Source organism: Nostoc sp. (assembly GCF_036917415.1).
In the GTDB taxonomy this organism is placed as follows: Bacteria; Cyanobacteriota; Cyanobacteriia; order Cyanobacteriales; family Nostocaceae; genus Nostoc.
The window spans coordinates 1-21,916 of record NZ_JBALDJ010000105.1 but is presented as its reverse complement, the minus strand read 5'-3'; the positions used below and the strand labels follow the sequence as shown (position 1 = coordinate 21,916).

General features: G+C 43.9%; 13 protein-coding genes. 6 read left to right on the top strand and 7 right to left on the bottom strand.

What is annotated here, in order from left to right:
* Positions 1 to 276: 276 nt before the first annotated feature.
* From V7K41_RS22685 to hisD, 3 genes are all read right to left on the bottom strand, one after another.
* Positions 277 to 465 carry a hypothetical protein gene (locus tag V7K41_RS22685; protein WP_334851841.1) on the bottom strand — a complete coding sequence of 63 codons (189 nt, stop codon included), beginning with the start codon at positions 463 to 465 and terminating at the stop codon, positions 277 to 279.
* A gap of 19 nt (positions 466 to 484) precedes the next feature.
* On the bottom strand, positions 485 to 910 hold the full coding sequence (locus V7K41_RS22680) for a universal stress protein (RefSeq protein WP_334851840.1): 426 nt from the start codon (positions 908 to 910) through the stop codon (positions 485 to 487).
* A gap of 341 nt (positions 911 to 1,251) precedes the next feature.
* Positions 1,252 to 2,550 carry a histidinol dehydrogenase gene (gene hisD, locus V7K41_RS22675; protein ID WP_334851838.1) on the bottom strand — a complete coding sequence of 433 codons (1,299 nt, stop codon included), beginning with the start codon at positions 2,548 to 2,550 and terminating at the stop codon, positions 1,252 to 1,254.
* 716 nt (positions 2,551 to 3,266) lie between these two features.
* Between hisD and rpsT the strand changes: the two genes are divergently transcribed.
* The 5 genes from rpsT to V7K41_RS22650 all read left to right on the top strand — a co-directional run bounded on the left by rpsT (position 3,267) and on the right by V7K41_RS22650 (position 14,742).
* A complete protein-coding gene (gene rpsT / locus V7K41_RS22670) occupies positions 3,267 to 3,563 on the top strand; it encodes a 30S ribosomal protein S20 (RefSeq protein WP_334851836.1) in 297 nt (98 codons plus the stop codon).
* An 84-nt stretch (positions 3,564 to 3,647) separates the two neighbouring features.
* Positions 3,648 to 4,445: a TatD family hydrolase gene (locus V7K41_RS22665; RefSeq protein WP_334851834.1), complete on the top strand. Its 798-nt coding sequence runs from the start codon at positions 3,648 to 3,650 to the stop codon at positions 4,443 to 4,445.
* 895 nt (positions 4,446 to 5,340) lie between these two features.
* Complete coding sequence (gene rpoB, locus V7K41_RS22660; protein WP_334851833.1) at positions 5,341 to 8,640, top strand: DNA-directed RNA polymerase subunit beta; 3,300 nt, start codon at positions 5,341 to 5,343, stop codon at positions 8,638 to 8,640.
* Positions 8,641 to 8,737: 97 nt separating this feature from the next.
* Entirely contained in the window at positions 8,738 to 10,615 is a 1,878-nt protein-coding gene (locus tag V7K41_RS22655) for a DNA-directed RNA polymerase subunit gamma (RefSeq protein WP_334851832.1), read from the top strand.
* Positions 10,616 to 10,695: 80 nt separating this feature from the next.
* The gene (locus V7K41_RS22650) at positions 10,696 to 14,742 is read left to right on the top strand and encodes a DNA-directed RNA polymerase subunit beta'' (protein WP_334851830.1); all 4,047 of its coding nucleotides are present in this window, start codon (positions 10,696 to 10,698) and stop codon (positions 14,740 to 14,742) included.
* A gap of 281 nt (positions 14,743 to 15,023) precedes the next feature.
* Here the strand turns inward: V7K41_RS22650 and V7K41_RS22645 are convergent, their stop codons facing one another.
* Complete coding sequence (locus V7K41_RS22645) at positions 15,024 to 15,704, bottom strand: uracil-DNA glycosylase (RefSeq protein WP_334851892.1); 681 nt, start codon at positions 15,702 to 15,704, stop codon at positions 15,024 to 15,026.
* Between the two features lie 191 nt (positions 15,705 to 15,895).
* Here V7K41_RS22645 and V7K41_RS22640 point away from each other — a divergent pair, with 191 nt between their 5' ends.
* The gene (locus tag V7K41_RS22640; RefSeq protein WP_334851828.1) at positions 15,896 to 16,594 is read left to right on the top strand and encodes a phosphoribosyltransferase; all 699 of its coding nucleotides are present in this window, start codon (positions 15,896 to 15,898) and stop codon (positions 16,592 to 16,594) included.
* A 27-nt stretch (positions 16,595 to 16,621) separates the two neighbouring features.
* On the opposite strand, the gene V7K41_RS22635 is transcribed toward V7K41_RS22640, so the two are convergent.
* The 3 genes from V7K41_RS22635 to glyQ form a co-directional block, all read right to left on the bottom strand.
* Positions 16,622 to 17,722, bottom strand: coding sequence for a tetratricopeptide repeat protein (locus V7K41_RS22635; protein ID WP_334851826.1), 1,101 nt, complete (start codon positions 17,720 to 17,722; stop codon positions 16,622 to 16,624).
* Between the two features lie 183 nt (positions 17,723 to 17,905).
* Positions 17,906 to 20,257: a ComEC/Rec2 family competence protein gene (locus tag V7K41_RS22630; protein ID WP_334851824.1), complete on the bottom strand. Its 2,352-nt coding sequence runs from the start codon at positions 20,255 to 20,257 to the stop codon at positions 17,906 to 17,908.
* 503 nt (positions 20,258 to 20,760) lie between these two features.
* Positions 20,761 to 21,660, bottom strand: a complete 900-nt coding sequence (gene glyQ / locus V7K41_RS22625) for a glycine--tRNA ligase subunit alpha (protein WP_334851822.1) — start codon at positions 21,658 to 21,660, stop codon at positions 20,761 to 20,763.
* Between the last annotated feature and the right edge of the window lie 256 nt (positions 21,661 to 21,916).

Genomic DNA, 21,916 nt, shown 5'->3' with positions numbered 1-21,916 from the left:
GCTAGCCTTTTCAAGGTAACTCGAAAAATCTCTTTTCTCTCTGCACCACGGACACTTTGCTCAAGTAGGGAAACCCGCTCATGCAAGTGTCCTTCTCTGTGGCAGTGCAGTTTAAAAGTAATTTATCTAACGACTTTGAGAGGATGTCTGAGAAGTATCAAATATTGGTTGCTCCCCCCTTACCCCCTTAAAAAGGGGGAATAAGAGCCTTGAAGTCCCCCTTTTTAAGGGGGATTTAGGGGGATCTCTGAGCGTTCGGTGTATACAAAAAACTTTTCAGACATCCTCTAGACGCAGAGAACACAGAATTGATATGTTAAAATTTTTAAACCCTTGTGCATCATATTGTCCACTTTCTAGACTCATGGGAATTAGTTTTCCCTTGACCAATTTATAGCAGCTATCAGTGCAATTATCATATTTCAGGTATTCTTCAAAGGTTAATTTTGGGGTGATTATAGCCATTGCTTCCCCTTGCAAATCTTTACCTTGGTTTTACGACCAACACTGAACAATTAGCCTCTTCTACAACTTGACTGCTAACAGAACCCTGAACAATTCGTTTCATCCCCATCAAGCCCCGACTGCCAATTACGATCAAGTCAGTTTTATAAATATTGGCAAGACGAATAATCTCTTCAGCGGGATCGCCAGTTACTAACTCTAACTCACTTTTGGCTGATAACTTTTCCTGATATAATTGCAGTTGCTTTTCAATATGAAAATAAGAAAACGTTGGGGACTCTGGTTGAGGGCGATCGGCAGGTAGTTCCATTTCTGACTCTGGTGTGAGAAACACATGACAGAGAATAACCTTGGCGTCTTTTGAAAACACCAAATAATCTAAAGCTTCAATTACTCGTTCTGAAATATCCGAACCGTCCAGAGCTACCAAAACACTATTTAGCACTGCTCTCGTCTCCTAAAGAGTAGACCCCTTACATACATAAGTATCTAGCAAAATTAGTCGGCAATGACACTAAACTAATTTTTTATCTGACAACTTAATTTATATATTTAAGGCTACGCCATCGGTCAGCTAGTCTTACGCCACTTTCATGCGAACGGGTTGTAGCAACTTTTCTGGGAAAGGAAAACCCTCTCCCAGAAACTACAGTCGGCAATGCCCGACTTGTGGACGCTTAAGGGTGATTGAAGTTAGGATAGCAAATGGCGTGCTTTAGCATAGCTTACCGTAGGTATCGCTATCCAAACTTTGAGTTATCAGAAAAAATTAAGCATTCCAAATCACTATTCTTGCTGAATTCGGCGTCGGACTGAATCAGCATGGGAAGGTAAACCTTCTGCTGTTGCTAGCACATCTATGGCACCAGCCACATTTTGCAGTGCAGTTTGGGAGTATTGAATAATACTGGAGTGTTTAAGGAAAGTTTCAACACCCAATGCCGAAGCATAGCGGGCAGCACCAGAAGTTGGCAAGGTATGATTAGGGCCTGCCAAATAATCTCCTACAGCTTCTGGTGTTGAGTAACCCAAAAAGATTGCCCCAGCGTGGCGAATCTGTGGTAAGAGTGCCCAAGGGTCTTTGACTTCTAATTCCAGGTGTTCGGGGGCAAATTCATTTGAGAGTTCTGCTGCGGCTTGGAGCGATTCCACAACGATAATCAAGCCGTAGTGAGCGATCGCTTTTTCTGTGTCTATTCGCCGTGGATGATCCACTAGCTGTCTTTCCAAAGCTAATTGTACGTTTTTCGCCAAAGCAGCATCTGTGGTCAGCAAAATCGCTGCCGCCATTGGATCGTGTTCGGCTTGGGCCAGCAAGTCAGCAGCTACATGTACTGGATTTGCGGTTTCATCGGCAATCACCAGCACTTCGCTAGGACCTGCCAAAGAATCAATACCGACGGTGCCATAGACAAGTTTTTTCGCTAGGGTGACATAAATGTTACCAGGCCCAGTAATCACATTCACTTTCGGAATCGTTTCTGTACCATAAGCTAAAGCGGCGATCGCTTGTGCGCCCCCAATGCGATAAATTTCTTGCACCCCTGCTTCTTGGGCAGCTACCAAGACTGCTGGGTTAATAGCACCCCCTGGTCCTGGTGGTGTTACCATCACCACGTGGGGTACAGCAGCAATATGAGCCGGAATTGCATTCATTAGCACTGTACTGGGATAGGCGGCACGGCCACCAGGCACATACAACCCGGCTCGGTCTACAGGGGTGTAGCGTTTGCCCAGTACTACTTCATCGTCACCAAAGTGTACCCAGCTTTTTGGTACTCGCTGACGATGAAACGCTTCAATTTGGCGGCAAGCTAGCCGAACTGCGCCCAACAACTCCTTTGATACCTGCTGATAGGCTGCATCCAATTCCGAGCCTGTAACTCGGAGTTCTTCTGCTTTGAGCGTTTGTTTGTCAAATTCGTCCGTGTAATGCAATACAGCTTTATCGCCTTGGCGCTTCACTGCTTGCAAAATTTCCCGCACCGTTGCTTCTTTGTGAAGTACCTGTTCGTCATGGGTGCGCTCGCAGATCCGTTGTAGTTCTGCTCTAACGTCTGCCTGCTGAGTAATAATTCGCAGCATGGAGTAAGGACAATGCCAAAATTTAATATTGCCACCTGAGATTTAGTATTGCTCTTGACCCACTGGGGTGTGCAAGCTGACTCTAATTCTCTTCTCTAGCTTAACCTGGATTTTTTTGATACTCTCAAGGCTACCAGCGTATAGTTTGCTTGAGAAGGCGACTTAATTGCTCAATCCGATATGCTTTGACTAGCTAGCGGCAGGAAGCAGGTGTGCCATTTCCCACTCCTCTTACACCCTTTCCCTCAATCCTTGTGGGGTGCAAATGGTATGTTTACACATCTAATCCCCTGAATTTACAGTGGTTAGGGTCTGAGTATAATTTTTACTTATTCCCCTAACTTTTACTAGTTAATGTCTGTACAGGCACGATATATCGTTTCTATACTTGAGAATCCCTGAGATTTAGCTCTTTACAGTTCATGCCTCTAAATAATACATCTGGTTTACGGAAAAATTATATTTCTTGGCAATCACATTGCTTAATCAGGTTGTGATGAGTTAGGGTGACAGTTATTTAGATGTATTTTATTTTAACGCATTTCCTAAATCGAGGAAATATTGAATTGGCTAGTAGAGATTATTGATTTTCATTCATGCCCAATACCTAATCCTATAATTTTTTTAGTAAATTATAACATTGGCAATTTAGATGCTATATTAGTAAGTCTAGTAGTGTGTTTACATAATTAATAATCGTATTTTTGGAATTGACTGTGGCGAATACAAAGTCTGCTCTCAAGCGTGCCCAAATCGCAGAACGTAACCGACTGCGTAATAAATCTTACAAATCAGCAGTCAAGACGCTGATGAAGAAATACCTCAATGCTGTAGCTGCTTATACAGCTAATCCTACCCCAGAATTAAAACAAGAAGCGCAAGCTCGGTTATCCGAGGCTTACGGCAAAATTGATAAGGCGATCAAACGAGGTATTCTTCACCCAAACAATGGGGCAAGGAAAAAGTCAAGATTGGCTCACAGATTAAAACCCCTCACACAAACAGCTGAGTAGTCATTGGCCATTTGTCCCTAGTCATTAGTCATTGGTAACAAAACAAACGACAAAGGATCGAGGACAAACAACAAAGGACAAAAGATGCAACTGATAGACACTCATGTACATCTTAACTTTGATAGTTTCCAGCCGGATTTAGCAACAGTGCGATCGCGGTGGCAAGAAGCAGGCGTAGTGCGTTTAGTGCATTCCTGTGTTCACCCGAAGGAGTTTTCCAGTATTCAATCGATAGCCCAAGAGTTTCCCGAAATTAGTTTTGCTGTAGGATTACATCCTTTAGATGCTGACAAATGGAATAGCGAGACAGCCGAGAAAATCAAAACTTTAGCGAGTTCTGACTCAAATGTGGTAGCAATTGGAGAAATGGGGCTGGATTTTTACAAAGCTGATAACTATGAACAACAGTATATGGTGTTCGAGTCCCAGTTGGCGATCGCATCTGAACTAAACTTACCAGTGATTATCCACTGCCGTGATGCTGCTGTGGCAACCAAAGAAGTGTTGCAAAAATGGCGGCAACTCAAAGGAGAAACAGTGCGCGGTGTGATGCATTGCTGGGGAGGAACACCTGAAGAAACTCAATGGTTTCTCGATTTAGGCTTTTATATAAGCTTTAGCGGTACGGTAACGTTTAAAAATGCTAAAGCAATCCAATCCTCTGCTGCAATGGTAAGTAGCGATCGCCTACTGATTGAAACAGACTGCCCATTTCTAGCTCCAGTTCCGAAACGGGGCGAGAGGCGCAACGAGCCTGCCTACGTACTTTATGTAGCCGAACAAATAGCTAAACTGCGTCATGAAACGGTAGAGGCGATCGCCCATCAAACCACCCAAAATGCCTGTGAATTATTCGGTTTGTCAATATCAAGTGTGTCCTAGTATCTTTTGTTAAGTTGTGTAAAAAAGAATAAACTTATAGGGGACAAAAATATGCTAGTATTATTCCCTCAAAAACATTTTGCTTGCGCCATAATGATAAAGGAAGGAACATAAAACTTCTCATCCTGATTTTCCATGCTGTTATGGCTTAGCCATCCTCAAAATCTCTACAAGCGGATGCTTTCCCCAGATGACTAACTGTGCCAACCTAAATTGAGCTAGACTTTTGCACAACATCGGTTTACTTTGTATTAAACCTATTCAAAATCGTTAAACAAAAATTGCCTTGTGAGTACAATCCAGCAAAATGAAGTAATTCTGATTCAAAATCGACAAGGTGCAGATCGTTCCCTAAGTCTTAGGATATCTAAAATATCACTGAGAGTATCAACAGCGGGGTGGATTTAAAACCCACTGTGTGGAGCTGCGTCAGCGAATTAACGCGCTTTTTGGAGGGGAAGTGAAAAAAGTAAATCAAATTCAGGAATATTTTAACTGGATATTCTATTTGAAATGGGCATTGGGGAGCCAGCGTGTTGGGCAGCTTTGCCAACTTTTGCCAAAACTCTTAAGCAAACTATGCGTAGCGTGTTTGACAGGAAAAGCGAATGGCTCCATTGGGCATGAGATGCAGAGGGGAAAGACTTTCAGCAACTTTTCCCATGCTCCCCTAATGCCCAGTACCCAGTACCCATTACTTAGTCCCTATTAAGGGCAATTTTCCTTGTGAAAATTGCTCATTCCAGCCAGATTTAATCGCTGCGTTTGCCCACAGATGTAAATCACCAGTGTGTAAGAAAAAGTTCCCAAACAGCTAAGGACACTGGCTAGCAGTGGGAAGCGTCAAACAGCAGTGTCCAAGGGAAAATTTAACCAGGTTGACAAAGGAAGAGGCATGACTAAAGAAACATATATGGAACCCGCCTTTCTATTACCCGACTTGATTGAAATCCAGCGGTCAAGCTTTCGCTGGTTTTTAGAAGAAGGGCTGATAGAAGAACTTAACTCCTTTAGTCCTATTACAGATTATACGGGTAAATTAGAACTGCACTTTTTGGGTCATAACTACAAACTCAAGGAGCCAAAGTACAGTGTCGAAGAAGCTAAACGGCGCGATAGTACTTATGCTGTCCAAATGTATGTTCCCACACGTCTAATTAATAAAGAAACCGGGGAAATCAAAGAGCAAGAGGTATTCATTGGGGATTTGCCTTTGATGACCGATCGCGGCACGTTCATTATTAACGGAGCCGAGCGGGTAATTGTCAACCAAATAGTGCGATCGCCAGGGGTTTATTACAAATCAGAAATCGACAAAAACGGGCGACGTACTTATTCTGCCAGTCTCATTCCCAACCGTGGAGCATGGCTGAAATTTGAAACAGATCGTAACGATTTGGTGTGGGTACGCATCGACAAAACCCGCAAACTCTCAGCGCAAGTACTCCTAAAGGCTTTAGGGTTATCAGACAACGAAATCTTTGACGCCTTACGCCACCCCGAATATTTTCAAAAGACCATTGAAAAAGAAGGGCAATTCTCTGAAGAAGAAGCCCTGATGGAGTTATATCGCAAACTGCGTCCTGGTGAACCACCCACAGTCTTGGGTGGACAACAACTTTTAGACTCCCGTTTCTTTGATCCGAAACGTTACGACCTTGGTCGCGTCGGACGATACAAGCTGAACAAAAAATTGCGCCTTTCTGTCCCAGACACCATGCGCGTGTTGACTCCTGGCGATATTTTGGCAGCCGTAGATTACCTGATAAACCTAGAATATGACATTGGTAATATCGACGACATTGACCATTTAGGCAATCGGCGGGTGAGAAGCGTCGGGGAATTGCTACAAAACCAAGTGCGAGTGGGCTTAAACCGACTAGAAAGAATAATTCGGGAACGGATGACAGTATCTGATGCCGAAGTGCTGACTCCTGCTTCCTTGGTGAACCCCAAACCATTGGTAGCAGCAATTAAAGAATTCTTTGGTTCTAGCCAGTTAAGTCAGTTCATGGATCAAACCAATCCCCTAGCAGAACTGACCCACAAACGCCGTCTGAGTGCCCTTGGTCCTGGTGGTTTAACCCGCGAACGCGCTGGATTTGCTGTGCGGGATATTCATCCTAGTCACTATGGACGCATTTGCCCGATTGAGACACCAGAAGGCCCCAACGCTGGATTGATTGGCTCCTTAGCAACCCATGCACGGGTAAACCTGTACGGCTTCTTAGAAACGCCATTTAGACCTGTAGAAAATGGGCGAGTTAGATTTGATTTACCTCCAGCCTACATGACAGCCGATGAAGAAGACGATTTGCGGGTTGCTCCGGGAGATATTCCTGTAGATGAAACTGGGCACATTATTGGGCCGCAAGTGCCAGTCCGATATCGCCAAGAATTTTCCACCACAACACCAGAACAAGTGGACTACGTAGCAGTATCTCCCGTACAGATTGTATCGGTAGCGACCAGCATGATTCCTTTCTTGGAGCATGATGACGCTAACCGAGCGCTGATGGGATCGAACATGCAACGGCAAGCAGTCCCTCTGCTCAAACCAGAGCGTCCTTTGGTGGGTACTGGTTTGGAAGCGCAAGGAGCAAGAGACTCTGGGATGGTGATTGTATCGCGTACCGATGGCGATGTCACTTATGTAGATGCTACAGAAATTCGCGTCCGTCCTAAACCTAATACCCCAGAAATTAAGTACATCCTTTCCAAGTACCAACGTTCCAACCAAGACACCTGTTTAAATCAGAAACCTCTCGTCCGCATTGGGGAACGGGTTGTTGCTGGTCAGGTATTGGCTGATGGCTCCTCCACCGAAGGCGGTGAATTGGCGCTAGGACAAAATATCGTCGTTGCCTATATGCCTTGGGAAGGCTACAACTACGAAGACGCAATTTTAATCTCTGAAAGACTGGTGCAGGATGATGTCTACACCTCAATTCACATTGAAAAATATGAAATTGAAGCTAGACAGACAAAACTAGGACCAGAAGAAATCACTAGAGAAATTCCCAACGTCGGGGAAGATGCCTTGCGTCAGTTGGATGAACAGGGAATTATTCGGATTGGAGCGTGGGTAGAAGCTGGTGATATTTTGGTAGGAAAAGTCACACCCAAAGGTGAATCTGACCAACCGCCAGAAGAAAAACTGTTGCGTGCCATTTTCGGTGAAAAAGCAAGGGATGTGCGAGACAATTCGCTGCGAGTGCCAAATGGTGAAAAAGGTCGCGTAGTTGATGTGCGATTGTTTACGCGCGAACAAGGCGATGAACTGCCACCAGGAGCCAATATGGTAGTCCGGGTCTATGTTGCGCAAAAACGCAAAATCCAAGTTGGCGACAAAATGGCAGGACGCCACGGTAACAAAGGGATTATTTCTCGGATATTACCAGCGGAAGATATGCCTTATTTGCCCGATGGAACACCTGTGGACATTGTACTCAACCCCTTGGGCGTACCTAGTCGGATGAACGTCGGACAAGTATTTGAGTGCCTCTTGGGTTGGGCTGGTCAGACCTTGGGAGTACGATTTAAGATTACTCCCTTTGATGAAATGTACGGTGAAGAGTCATCTCGCCGAATCGTGCATGGCAAATTGCAAGAAGCACGAGACGAAACAGGCAAAGACTGGGTATATAACCCAGATAATCCAGGCAAAATCATGGTGTATGACGGTCGTACAGGCGAACCCTTTGACCGAGCAATTACCATCGGTGTGGCTTATATGCTGAAACTGGTGCATTTGGTGGATGATAAGATCCACGCCCGTTCTACAGGCCCATACTCACTGGTAACTCAGCAACCCTTGGGTGGTAAAGCACAACAAGGTGGTCAGCGGTTTGGAGAAATGGAAGTGTGGGCATTGGAAGCCTTTGGTGCAGCTTATACCTTACAGGAATTGCTCACAGTTAAATCTGACGATATGCAAGGACGGAATGAAGCGTTAAATGCGATCGTTAAAGGTAAGGCAATTCCTCGACCTGGAACTCCAGAATCCTTTAAGGTGCTAATGCGCGAGTTGCAATCATTGGGATTAGACATTGCCGTACATAAAGTAGAAACCCAAGCAGACGGCAGTTCCCTAGATGTGGAAGTCGATTTGATGGCAGACCAATCAGCCCGTCGCACACCTCCTCGACCCACATACGAATCTCTTTCTCGCGAATCGCTGGAAGATGACGAATAATCAATAGTCAATAGTCATTAGTCCTTTGTCATTAGCAAAGGACTAATGGCTAATGACCAATGACCAATGACTAATGACTAATGACTAATGACTAAATATGAGACCTGCCCAAACTAATCAGTTTGACTACGTAAAAATCGGCTTGGCTTCCCCTGAACGCATTCGCCAATGGGGCGAGAGAACATTGCCCAATGGTCAAGTAGTTGGAGAAGTTACTAAGCCAGAAACGATTAACTACCGAACTCTCAAGCCAGAGATGGATGGCTTATTTTGCGAGCGGATCTTTGGCCCTGCTAAAGATTGGGAATGCCATTGTGGCAAGTATAAAAGAGTCCGTCATAGAGGTATTGTCTGTGAGCGCTGTGGGGTAGAAGTCACCGAGTCACGGGTGCGTCGCCACCGTATGGGCTATATCAAACTCGCCGCACCAGTAGCTCACGTCTGGTATCTCAAAGGCATTCCTAGCTATATTTCCATTCTGTTGGATATGCCTTTGCGGGATGTCGAGCAGATTGTTTATTTCAACTCTTATGTTGTCCTAAGTCCAGGTAATGCCGAAACTTTAACTTACAAACAGCTACTGAGTGAAGACCAGTGGTTGGAAATAGAAGACCAAATTTATAGCGAAGATTCTCAGCTGCAAGGCGTAGAGGTAGGTATTGGTGCTGAAGCACTGTTGCGTTTGCTTGCCGATATTAATTTAGAACAAGAAGCGGAAAGCCTACGGGAAGAAATTGGCAATGCCAAGGGACAAAAGCGGGCCAAGCTCATTAAGCGACTGCGCGTGATTGATAACTTCATCGCTACTGGTTCCAAACCAGAGTGGATGGTAATGGCAGTCATTCCCGTGATTCCCCCCGACTTGCGCCCCATGGTGCAGTTAGATGGCGGACGGTTTGCCACCAGCGATTTAAATGATTTATATCGGCGGGTAATTAACCGCAATAATCGTTTGGCACGCTTGCAAGAAATTTTGGCACCAGAGATTATTGTGCGAAATGAAAAGCGGATGCTGCAAGAAGCAGTGGATGCTTTGATTGACAATGGTCGTCGGGGACGCACTGTGGTAGGGGCAAATAACCGACCCCTGAAATCTTTGTCTGACATTATTGAGGGTAAGCAAGGACGTTTCCGACAAAACTTGTTAGGTAAACGGGTTGACTACTCTGGACGTTCGGTAATTGTTGTCGGACCAAAGCTGAAAATTCACCAGTGCGGTTTGCCCAGAGAAATGGCGATTGAGCTATTTCAACCATTTGTGATTAACCGCCTGATTCGTAGCGGTATGGTAAATAACATCAAAGCTGCGAAAAAGTTGATATCTCGCAACGATCCCAGTGTTTGGGATGTGCTGGAAGAAGTGATTGAAGGACACCCTGTAATGCTAAATCGGGCACCAACGTTGCACCGCTTGGGTATTCAGTCTTTTGAACCGATTTTAGTAGAAGGTAGAGCGATTCAACTGCATCCTCTGGTGTGTCCAGCATTTAATGCCGACTTTGACGGCGACCAAATGGCGGTACACGTCCCGCTGTCATTAGAAAGTCAGGCTGAAGCGCGGTTGTTGATGTTGGCTTCTAACAATATTTTGTCCCCAGCCACAGGTAAACCCATCATCACCCCTAGCCAAGACATGGTGTTGGGGGCGTATTACTTAACAGCAGAAAATCCCGGTGCGATAAAAGGCGCAGGAAAATACTTTTCTTCGCTAGAAGATGTAATTATGGCTTTTCAGCAAGAGCAAATTGACTTGCATGCCTATATTTACGTGCGGTTTGACGGTGAAATAGAATCAGACCAACCGGATACGGAACCCCTGAAAGTGACGGAAAACGAGGATGGTACCCGCACATTACTCTATAAGTTCCGCCGAGTCAGACAAGACGCTAAAGGCAATGTAATTTCTCAATATATTTACACAACTCCAGGTCGCGTTATTTACAATAATGCTATTCAGGAAGCACTAGCAAGCTAGTCATTTGTCCTTTGTCATTTGCTAATGACAAATGACTGATGACTGATGACTAATGACTAATGACCAAGGACTAATGACTAATGACTAACGAAAAAATGATTTTTCGCAATCGCGTGGTTGATAAAGGTCAGTTAAGAAATTTAATTTCTTGGGCCTTTACGTATTATGGTACGGCGCGAACCGCAGTAATGGCTGACAAATTGAAAGATTTGGGATTTCGGTACGCTACCAAAGCAGGAGTTTCCATCAGTGTAGATGACTTGATGGTGCCGCCAACTAAGCGATTGCTCTTAGAAGCAGCCGAAGAAGAAATTCGCGCCACTGAAACCCGTTACCAACGGGGAGAAATCACGGAAGTAGAACGCTTTCAAAAGGTAATCGATACCTGGAACGGTACTAGTGAAGCTTTGAAAGATGAAGTAGTCGTTCACTTCAAGAAGACTAATCCCCTAAACTCCGTATATATGATGGCATTCTCCGGTGCACGGGGTAATATCTCTCAAGTTCGGCAATTGGTGGGGATGCGGGGACTGATGGCAGATCCTCAAGGGGAAATTATCGATTTGCCCATCAAAACCAACTTCCGTGAAGGACTGACAGTGACGGAATACATTATTTCGTCTTACGGTGCCAGAAAAGGATTGGTGGATACTGCGTTGCGAACAGCTGACTCTGGTTATCTCACTCGCCGTTTGGTGGACGTATCCCAGGATGTAATTATTCGGGAATTTGACTGTGGTACTACCAGAGGTCTTAGCATTCGACCAATGACAGAAGGTGCCAAAACCTTGATTCCTTTAGGAACCCGCTTGATGGGACGGGTAATTGGCGAAGATGTGGTGCATCCGGTAACAAAAGAAGTAATTGCAGCACGCAATTCGCCAATTCCTGAAGAATTAGCGAAGAAAATTGAAAAATCTGGGGTAGGAGAAGTTGTGGTGCGATCGCCACTAACTTGTGAAGCCGCACGTTCTGTCTGTCAACACTGCTATGGCTGGAGTTTGGCCCACGCCAAAATGGTGGACTTGGGCGAAGCTGTGGGGATTATTGCTGCCCAAAGTATCGGCGAACCTGGTACCCAGTTAACCATGCGGACATTCCACACGGGGGGTGTGTTTACCGGGGAAGTAGCGCAACAAGTTCGTTCTAAAATCGATGGAACTGTTAAGCTTCCCCGCAAACTGAAGACCAGAACTTATCGTACCCGCCACGGGGAAGATGCGCTCTATGTTGAAGCTAATGGCATCATGCTTTTGGAACCAAAAAAAGTAGGTGACGTTACCCCAGAAAACCAAGAAGTTCATCTGACTCAAGGTTCAACACTATATGTATTTGATGGAAATCAAGTAAAACAAGGTCAGTTGTTGGCAGAGGTTGCCCTCGGTGGACGCACAACTCGGACTAATACAGAAAAAGCAGTTAAAGATGTTGCCTCTGACTTGGCAGGGGAAGTGCAATTTGCCGAAGTAGTTCCAGAACAAAAAACCGACCGTCAAGGTAATACCACAACTACAGCCGCACGGGGTGGTTTGATTTGGATTTTGTCTGGAGAAGTTTACAACTTGCCGCCTGGTGCAGAATTGGTGGTGAAAAATGGTGATGCGATCGCTTCTAATGGAGTTTTAGCAGAAACCAAGTTAACCAGTTTGCACGGCGGTGTAGTACGCTTACCCGAAGCTACCCCAGGTAAGAGTACCAGGGAAATTGAGATTATCACTGCTTCTGTAGTCTTAGACCAGGCAACCGTGACAGTCCAAAGTTCTCAAGGTCGCAATAACTACTTAGTTTCTACTGGCAACAACCAGGTATTTAACCTTCGGGCTACACCAGGCACAAAAGTGCAAAATGGTCAAGTAGTAGCTGAGTTAATTGATGACCGCTATCGCACAACTACTGGTGGATTCTTGAAATTCGCGGGTGTCGAAGTCCAGAAAAAAGGTAAAGCCAAGCTGGGTTATGAAGTCGTGCAGGGCGGTACCTTATTGTGGATTCCTGAAGAAAGCCACGAAGTTAATAAAGACATCTCCTTACTGTTGGTGGAAGACGGTCAGTTTGTCGAAGCTGGCACCGAAGTAGTGAAGGATATCTTCTGCCAAAACAGTGGTGTGGTAGAAGTAACCCAGAAAAACGACATCCTGCGGGAAGTAGTCGTGAAGCCAGGAGAACTCCTGATGGTGGACGATCCCGAATCAGTTATCGGGCGAGATAACACCTTTATCCAACCAGGTGAGGAATTCCAAGGCAATGTCGCCACGGAATTGCGTTATATCCAGTATGTAGAGACACCAGAAGGGCCCGCCCTGTTAAGCCGTCCAGTAGTTGAGTTTGCCGTCCCTGATAATCCAGATGTGCCATCAACTACATCGGTAAGTCAACAAACCGGGCGATCGATTCAATTAAGAGCAGTGCAACGACTACCTTATAAAGATTCAGAACGCGTCAAATCTGTTGAAGGTGTAGAACTGCTGCGAACCCAGCTAGTGCTAGAAATTGAGCAAGAAGGGGAACAAGACCATAATGCTTCACCCCTGGCAGCAGATATTGAATTAGTAGAGGATACCGAAGACCCAGAAGTTCAACGTTTACAACTAGTAATTTTGGAATCCTTGGTAATTCGTCGAGACATTACCGCCGATGCCACCCAAGGTAGTACCCAGACGACACTTGAAGTACACGATGGGCTAACGATCGCCCCAGGTTCTGTAGTCGCACGTACCCAAATCTTGTGTAAAGAAGGCGGGGAAGTACGAGGTGTTCAAAAAGGAACCGAAAACGTGCGTCGCTGTTTGGTGTTGCGCGACGCTGACAGGCTTCCCATTAATACTAGTACTCAACCAAAGGTAAAAGTGGGTGACTTGCTAGTAGAAGGTACAGAAGTTGCTCCTGGAGTTTTTACCCCAGAATCAGGGCAAGTAGTGGATATTAAAAGTGTCACTGCTGCATCTGGTGGGGAATCAGCTTTGAGTACTAAAAACTACGTTATTACTACCCGTATCGGTCGCCCTTATCGAGTTAGCCCTGGTGCTGTATTGCAGATAGAAGACGGCGATTTGGTACAACGGGGTGATAACTTGGTGTTGCTGGTATTTGAACGCGCCAAAACCGGAGATATCATTCAAGGTTTGCCCCGGATTGAAGAACTACTTGAAGCTCGTAAACCGAAAGAAGCGTGCATCTTATGTCGGCGGGGCGGAGAAGTTAAGGTAGTTTACGGTGATGGTGATGAAGCGATCGCCATCAAAGTCGTAGAATCAAATGGCGTGGTGACAGATTATCCTCTGGGGCCAGGACAAAATTTGATTGTGCCAGATGGATCAACAGTATTAGCGGGACAACCGTTGACCGATGGGCCATCCAATCCCCACGAAATTTTGGAAATCTTCTTTAGCTTGGGTTCTGAAGATGGAATTTATGCTTGTGCTAGCCTTGCCTTGCAAAAAGTACAAACCTTCTTGGTGAATGAAGTGCAAATGGTGTACCAATCTCAAGGGATTGATATTTCCGATAAGCATATTGAAGTGATTGTTCGCCAGATGACCAACAAAGTCAGGATTGATGATGGTGGTGACACCACAATGCTTCCCGGCGAATTGGTGGAACTGCGCCAAGTCGAGCAGGTGAACGAAGCTATGGCAATTACAGGCGGTGCGAGGGCACAGTATACCCCAGTATTGTTGGGAATCACTAAAGCATCCTTGAACACCGACAGCTTTATTTCCGCCGCGTCCTTCCAAGAGACAACACGGGTACTCACCGAAGCCGCTATCGAAGGCAAATCTGACTGGCTGCGCGGATTAAAGGAAAACGTGATTATCGGGCGATTGATTCCGGCGGGTACTGGATACAATACCTATGAAGAACCAGGAGCAATCGATGACTATGCTACTGAAATTACCAGTAGTGTGTTGGATGAAGTTGACGATCCCCTAGATATGGTCTTAGACGATCGCACAGCTCGCACCTATAATTTAGATTCTCCTACTCTTGGAGAATCTGGCTTTGGCAGCAGACGTGCAGAAAGGTCAATTCTAGATGAAGAAGATGAATTAATTGCTGACGAAGTAGTAGACGACGACGATTACGAGGAAGAAGAGGAAGACGACGAAGATGATTTCGACGACGAATAGAGACTTGAAATTTCGCGTCTAAAAGGTAAAAGGTAATATCAAGTCTGCTCAATTCCCAATAACCAAAGTACCTCACCCGTGCTAGCGTGCCCCTTGTCAAGAGGCGCGCTAGCTTCAGTTTTACCCCTCCCTAACCGTCCCTAATGCGTTAGGAGAAAATTAAGTTTTATATATAGCAGAAGGCAGGAGGTAAAAACATTACTCTTCCTGACATTCACGCTTGTCATTATGTCCTAACCTATATGACTACGGCTATAAGTGCCTCTTCAGGAGGGAAATCTCTAGCTGTTATTTTGGATTTCGTCTAACTTGGCACGCACTGCCTGGATATCCTGCCACATCAACCATTTCGGCGCACCTCTTTCCTTAGAAGGGTTACGCAGCAAGTAGGAAGGATGAAAAATTGGCATACATAAACGCCCTTCCCACTCCAGCCACTGCCCACGAATTTTCGTAATCCCCCGCTTATCGCCAGTGATCCCTTTGACAGCAGTTGCACCCGTTAACAGAATTATTTTGGGGTCAACTAAGCGAATTTGTTCTAGTAGGTAGGGTAGACAAGCCGCTACTTCTACAGGAGTGGGAACTCTATTATCTGGTGGGCGACATTTATTTATATTGGCTATGTATACATCATGCTCAGTAGTCAGATTCACTGATGCCAAAATTTTCTCTAGCAATTGTCCCGATCTGCCTACAAATGGTAAGCCAGTTTCGTCTTCATTTTGACCTGGCGCTTCTCCCACAACCATAATTGGTGCTTTGAGATTGCCACGTCCGACAACAGCATGAGTACGAGTGTCTCCCAACGCACAACGGTGACAGCGATCGCAATGCTGTGTCAACTCCGTTATGGCAGAATAAGTTCCGGGAGCGATCGGAATTTTCGCGTCTGTAGGAATCAGTTCTCGTTGATTAAAACTTGAGTCGTCGAAGAGGCTGAGTTGGGTTTCGCTGCTCATGAAAGTCAGGATTTTGGCATCAGCGCCAGCTATCATATCTGATTTAAATAACCCTCTGGCTGGATATTGATCGGAACAATAAACTTTTGCTGAATACTTAATTATTTATACAAATCTTATTGTATCAGTTAATTTGAGACAAAATTCAGTCATGATAAAAGCAGTGCTGTCTTAAGATGCTGGGGGAAACCATGTCACATACCCCAATTTTCGCCGATCGTACCCATGCAGGTGAGTTATTGGCGCAAGTAATTCATGATATTTTGACTCAGCAAACTATTGATTCTGGGGTAAAGCCTGTACCAATTGTTTATGCTTTGCCAAGAGGAGGTATACCAGTAGCAGCACCAATAGCACGTCTTTTGGATTGTCCGTTGACAATTGTTGTGGCAAAAAAGATTAGCCATCCAGAAAATCCAGAGTTAGCCATTGGTGCAGTGACTACTTCTGGAAATGTTCTTTGGGCGGATCAAAAGCTATTTCGCTCTAAACACGATCTGCGGTGGCGAGAAGTGGCTTTAAATAAAGCGATCGAGCAAGCTAAGTCTCTTGAAGCTCAATTAATTCCTGCTTGTCCGCAGGTGAATGCAGAGAATGCTACGCTCATTTTAGTTGATGATGGCATTGCTACAGGTATGACAATAGCGGTAGCAGCAACTGCCATGAGAGCACTTTCTCCAGCAGCAGTTTGGTTATGTACTCCATTAGCGCCACAAAAATTGTTACCTTGGTTAGAACAGTGGGGCGATCGCACAATAGTATTGGAAACACCCGAACCCTTCTGGAGTGTGAGTAATTTTTACGGAGAATTTCCTCAAGTAGATACATTACAAGCTCTCGTATATCTCCAACTACAAAAGACAATCAGGGGAATTGATCTGTGCGAGTAATTTTGAATTGTTTTCCAATCTTACTTTTTAACTATTTGAAGATGTTCCCTGCTGATATTGCATAGCTTTGGCATAATCACCCAGGGCGTAGCAAGCGACTTTCAGACTGGCAAGAGCTTGTTCTTCACTACGACGATCTGTGAGATTTCTAGCTAACAGCAAACGTTCTTCATAATATGTAATTGCTTTGTTATAGTCACCCAAAGCTTCACAAGCAACTCCTAAACTACTTAAAGACTGTTCTTCACTACGCTTGTCTTGAATTTCTTTAGCTAATTGCAACCGATCTTCATAATACTTAATCGCTTTGGTATAATCACCTAAAGCATAACAAGCATTGCCCAGATTCTTTAGCACCTGAGAAGCACTGCGAACATTTTTTAAGGAGCGTGATAGGACTACACATTGCTCATAATAGGCGATCGCTTTTGGGTAATTGTTCAAAGCATACCAAGCATTACCCAAATTCTTGAGTACCTGTTCTTCGCCCCAATTATCTTTGAGTTCCCGCACAATCTCTAGACTTTGCTGCTGATACTCAATAGCCTGTGTAAAGTTGCCTAAAGCTTTATACACTAATCCCAAATTATTGAGTGCCGCAACTTGACTTCGTTTGTCTTGCAGTTGCTGCGTTATTTTCAAACATTTTTCTAGAAACTCAATAGCCTTTTTATGGTCATTCAGATGACGGTATGCATTGCCTAAATGGGAAAGTGCTTGCATTTGCAATCCTAAATCTGAGGTGTTATTGAGCAAAGACAGACACTCTTGGGAGTAAGATATAGCACCTTTGTAGTCTCCAGTGCTGTAAGTTACCAATCCTAAAAAAGAAAGTACCTGTGCCTGTTTTTCTAAATCGCCAACTGTTTGAAACAGCCCCAAGGATTGTTGTAAAGACTTCATAGCCGTTATTAATTCGCCACCTTGCTGCTGTTGAATTCCTTGCCTTAGTAGCTTGGACGCTTCTGACAAATGGTCATCACTTTCTTGTGGAGGTATTATTTCTGCTTGTGAACCAGAGTCAAATTCATGGGTAATTGTATTACGCTTCACTGGTTTTAGGTATGTTATGGGTAATTCCAGGGTAACTGTATTTTTCGATCTGTTATTCCATTCGCCTTTAGACATCAACTCCTTCCTGGGAAGTCTGGTGCTAAATCTAGTGTTCCCAAAACCAGGATGCATCTTTCATCACTCTGGTTTACCACACGAAAAGTTAGAGAAACAACCATATTCTTCACGAGTACTGTAAAAATAAATTGTCATAGAATTTGATACAACTTTTTTGAATTTACTAAAATTGTGAGTTTTTTATAAAACAGATGACTTATTTTCTGTTGATTCAATAAACGCCTCAAACTGACCATTAGGAGTCCATTGAATAGCCCCATCTCGTCCTGTAAAGAACAGTTTAGTTTGGCTTTGATTCAGTTCAGATAAAGTTTTTGGATCAAAGTTAGCAGAAGAAGCGATCGCTACTTGTGGTTGCAGAGCAATAACTAAATCTTTTAATGACTCAGGCGCACACCAAAGCACTTGCGGTCGAGGCAAACTTCCATTTTTAACTAGTTGCTGTACCTCTTTAGATTTAACATTACCTACTAATAACCAATTTTGATCTAAAATTTGCAATTGTAAAATTGGTAATTGGTCGTTGATTAATTGCGCTACTATCGAACCAGCTTTCACAGATTGACCAACTGCCAAAGGTTGATAAATTCCTTGATGTTTTTGTAGTTCCTGTTGAATAGCCTGAGTTGTAATGGAATTATCTATTTGGGGTGAATATTCATAAAAATTATTGATTGGTAAACGTTGCATTAATTCAAACCAAGCATTACTTTCATTACCTTGAAAATCAGTTGCGATCGCCCAATTTACTTGATTTACACCCTGCTGTTGTAAAAACGGTATAATTGTAAAACGTCCTGTACCTTCATCACCACTGTTAATGACAGTTACAGTACCTCGATCTTGAACGACTACAATTGGTTCTGTCCCAGATTCTAAGACTGTTATCCTAAACAATGTATTTTTAGAATGCCAAAGTGGGATAAATACTAAACAAATCGCAATCATATTAGCAAACCACCACCGCCTTTGCCACCAACGCACTAGCCAGACCAATATAATTAGTATATAAATAGCCAAAAGCTGCCAAGTAGATATGCTGCCCACCGCAACAGAATTTCCAGGTAAATTGCTAAAAAAATCTACTAGTTTAATTAACCAATCAGTAGGATAATGTAACACGCCGGCTAGGAAGCTTCCTGCGTCAGTCCAAACTAAACCTACTAACGCACTGATGATTCCACCTATACTAATGATCGAAATTAATGGAGTACTAACTACATTCAGCAACAGACTGTAAGATGGTACAACTCCAAAGACAAAGAGTTGCACAGGTAAAGTCCAAATAGTTGCAGCTAGGGGAACAGCAATCAAAGCAGCGATCGCAGGTGGTAGCCATGCTAGGCGATTGACTAATGCAGGTACTGTTACAACTAATCCTAATGTTGCTAAAAAACTCAATTGAAAACCTAAATCCCAAATCCATAGAGGATTAAACACTAATAGCAGAGTTGCTGCTAATAGTAACGATCCGAACTGTTTTACCTTCCTTTTTAATAGCAGACCAACTAATGCTGCAAAACCCATAATTACGGCTCTGAGAACCGCAGGTTGAAACCCTGTTAAACTCAGAAAAATGATTAAAGCCAAAAACCCAAGGGTAAATTGGGTTCCTTTTCTTGCCCGCTTCGTTAACTGTAAAATCACGCTCAAAATCAAAGAAGTTTGGAACCCGGAAGCAGCTAAAGCATGAGCTAATCCAGCTTGTACAAATAAGTCGCGGATATCGTAGGGTAAATCAACAGCTTTGCTGCCTAAAACCATTGCACTGACAAGAGGACCTTCAGGAATACCTAACCAACGAACTTGCGATCGCACAATCCGCTCCCGAATTTGCCACCATCCCCATTTACGTTCCCGATCCAAAACATTTATTTGTCGCCCAATCAAACCAGCAAAGGTTCCTTCCTGCTTGAGAAACTTCTGAAAATCGAAACCACCAGGATTAGAAGCCGCCTTTGGTTTGTACAAAATCCCAGTCACAGCAATTTGTTGACTAGGGTATAACCCAGTAGCCTGAAGTATAGGGACTGTCACATACAATTTGCCTGTAACCCCTTGTGGGACACCTGCTGAACCTTTATCATTTTTAACTTCATCTAACTGAGTCGTTTGCAGCCAAAATTGTCCTCGCTGACTGCGAGTTAAGCGGGGATTACTCGCCACTTCGCCACGTACAATCACAAGTTGTTCTTGATTGCTGCTATTTCCAGGTGGGACAAACTGACTAATATCTTTTGCACCCGGTTGTGGTATTCGCCATTGAAAATATAAAGTTGCCAATAATCCCACCAAACCAGCAGCTAGCCATATTCGAGGATGGGGAGTTTGCCAAGTATTAGGCACTGCCTTTTTTTTGCTTCCAGCATTTTCTGGTTTCTGAGCAAATTGCTGTAGTATGGTGCGTCTTTTAAAAAGAATTGCTCCCACTATCCCCAGAACCAAAATCCCCACACCACCCCAAGGAACTGCTGTAAACAGCAACCCAAAAATGTAGCCAAGACAAATAATTACACCACTGGTTTGAATCATAAGATTTTTGTAAAAGCACCTGGAAATCAAAATTTGCAGATGGTTTAAATATAGATAGGGCAGCAATAAAGAAAAATCGGCGTTGCTGAATTTAGTTATGAAATCAAAAACAAAATATTCCAAACTCTTATTATCTGTGCTTGAAGCACTTCTGCGTGAGCTTTTTATCTTTTAAAATCAGCAACAGCGAAAAGTTTTTATGCTTGTGGTGAGTATAGTCCATCAAGTTTATATAAACAAAGCCCGCACAGGCGGGCCTTATCCTTGTAGCTTTAATGTTCTAGATTCAATATTTAACCGTATTTCTGTTCTTTAGCAGAAGCCACATCAAAAAAAATATACCTAGCTTAAACCTCAGCGCCACAAGGATAAACAGAACACAAAATCGTAGTGAATTAAATTTGCCACGACTCTGGTACCTTTGCCTTTACTTTGCGTTCCTCTGGCTTTAAAAAGTATTATTTTACACAAAGCTGTGCTTAGTTCGGATCTAGCCGCATCCTTTAGGATATTGGGCTTCCTGTTGAACTCACAGTATTTTTGAGTAACGGAAAACCCAACTTCTCCCTTTGCTCAACATATAAATGAGCTACCTTCCTAGCCAAATGGCGAATCCTGGCAATATAGCGAGTTCTCTCCGTCACCGAAATAACACCTCTAGCATCCAGCAGATTGAATGTGTGCGAACACTTCATTACATAATCTAAGCTAGGCAATACCAATCCTCGCTCCGTCAATTGGGTAGCTTCCTGCTCATATAAATTAAATAATGTCAGTAGCAACTCAGGATTTGACGCTTCAAAGTTGTATGTGCACTGCTCAATCTCACTTTGCAGGAAAACATCGCCATAAGTAATATTGTCTGTCCAATGGATCTTAGTAAATGCTTCTACTTGCTGAAGATACATTGTCAGCCGCTCTAATCCATAAGTAATCTCAATCGACACAGGACGGCAATCAATTCCTCCACACTGTTGGAAGTAAGTAAATTGAGTAACTTCCATCCCATCTAACCATACTTCCCACCCAGTACCCCAAGCTCCCACAGTTGCATCTTCCCAGTTATCCTCTACAAATCGAATATCGTGGTCTTGAGGACGAATACCTAAAGCTCTTAACGAATCAAGATAAATCTCCTGAATATTATCTGGTGATGGCTTAATCAGAACTTGGTACTGATAATAGTGTTGGAAGCGGTTGGGATTTTCGCCGTAGCGTCCATCAGTAGGACGACGACAAGGCTCAACGTAAGCAACAGCCCAAGGTTCCGGCCCCAATGCTCTTAAAAAAGTCTGGGGATTCTTAGTACCAGCTCCCTTTTCAATATCGTAGGGTTGGGCAATAAGACAACCGCGATCGCCCCAGAAATGATGCAATAAACTTATTACCGACTGAAAATTCACGCTTGTTCCATCCTTAGTCAACACAGTGCATAAACCATTGTTGCCTATAACCCGGCACTGTGGGCAGTTTCAGCAGACAGAAAAACAAACCAAAATAATTTTGGGAAAAATAGTTGACACAATGAATTAGGTTCGCTATATTGAATAAGTGCTGGAAGCGGAGCGCGAAAAAGCGACGCTTGAAAGACACCGAACCTTGAAAATATTATAGTTTGAAAGCGATTATACAGCAAGTGGATTGCGTCAAGCAAATAAA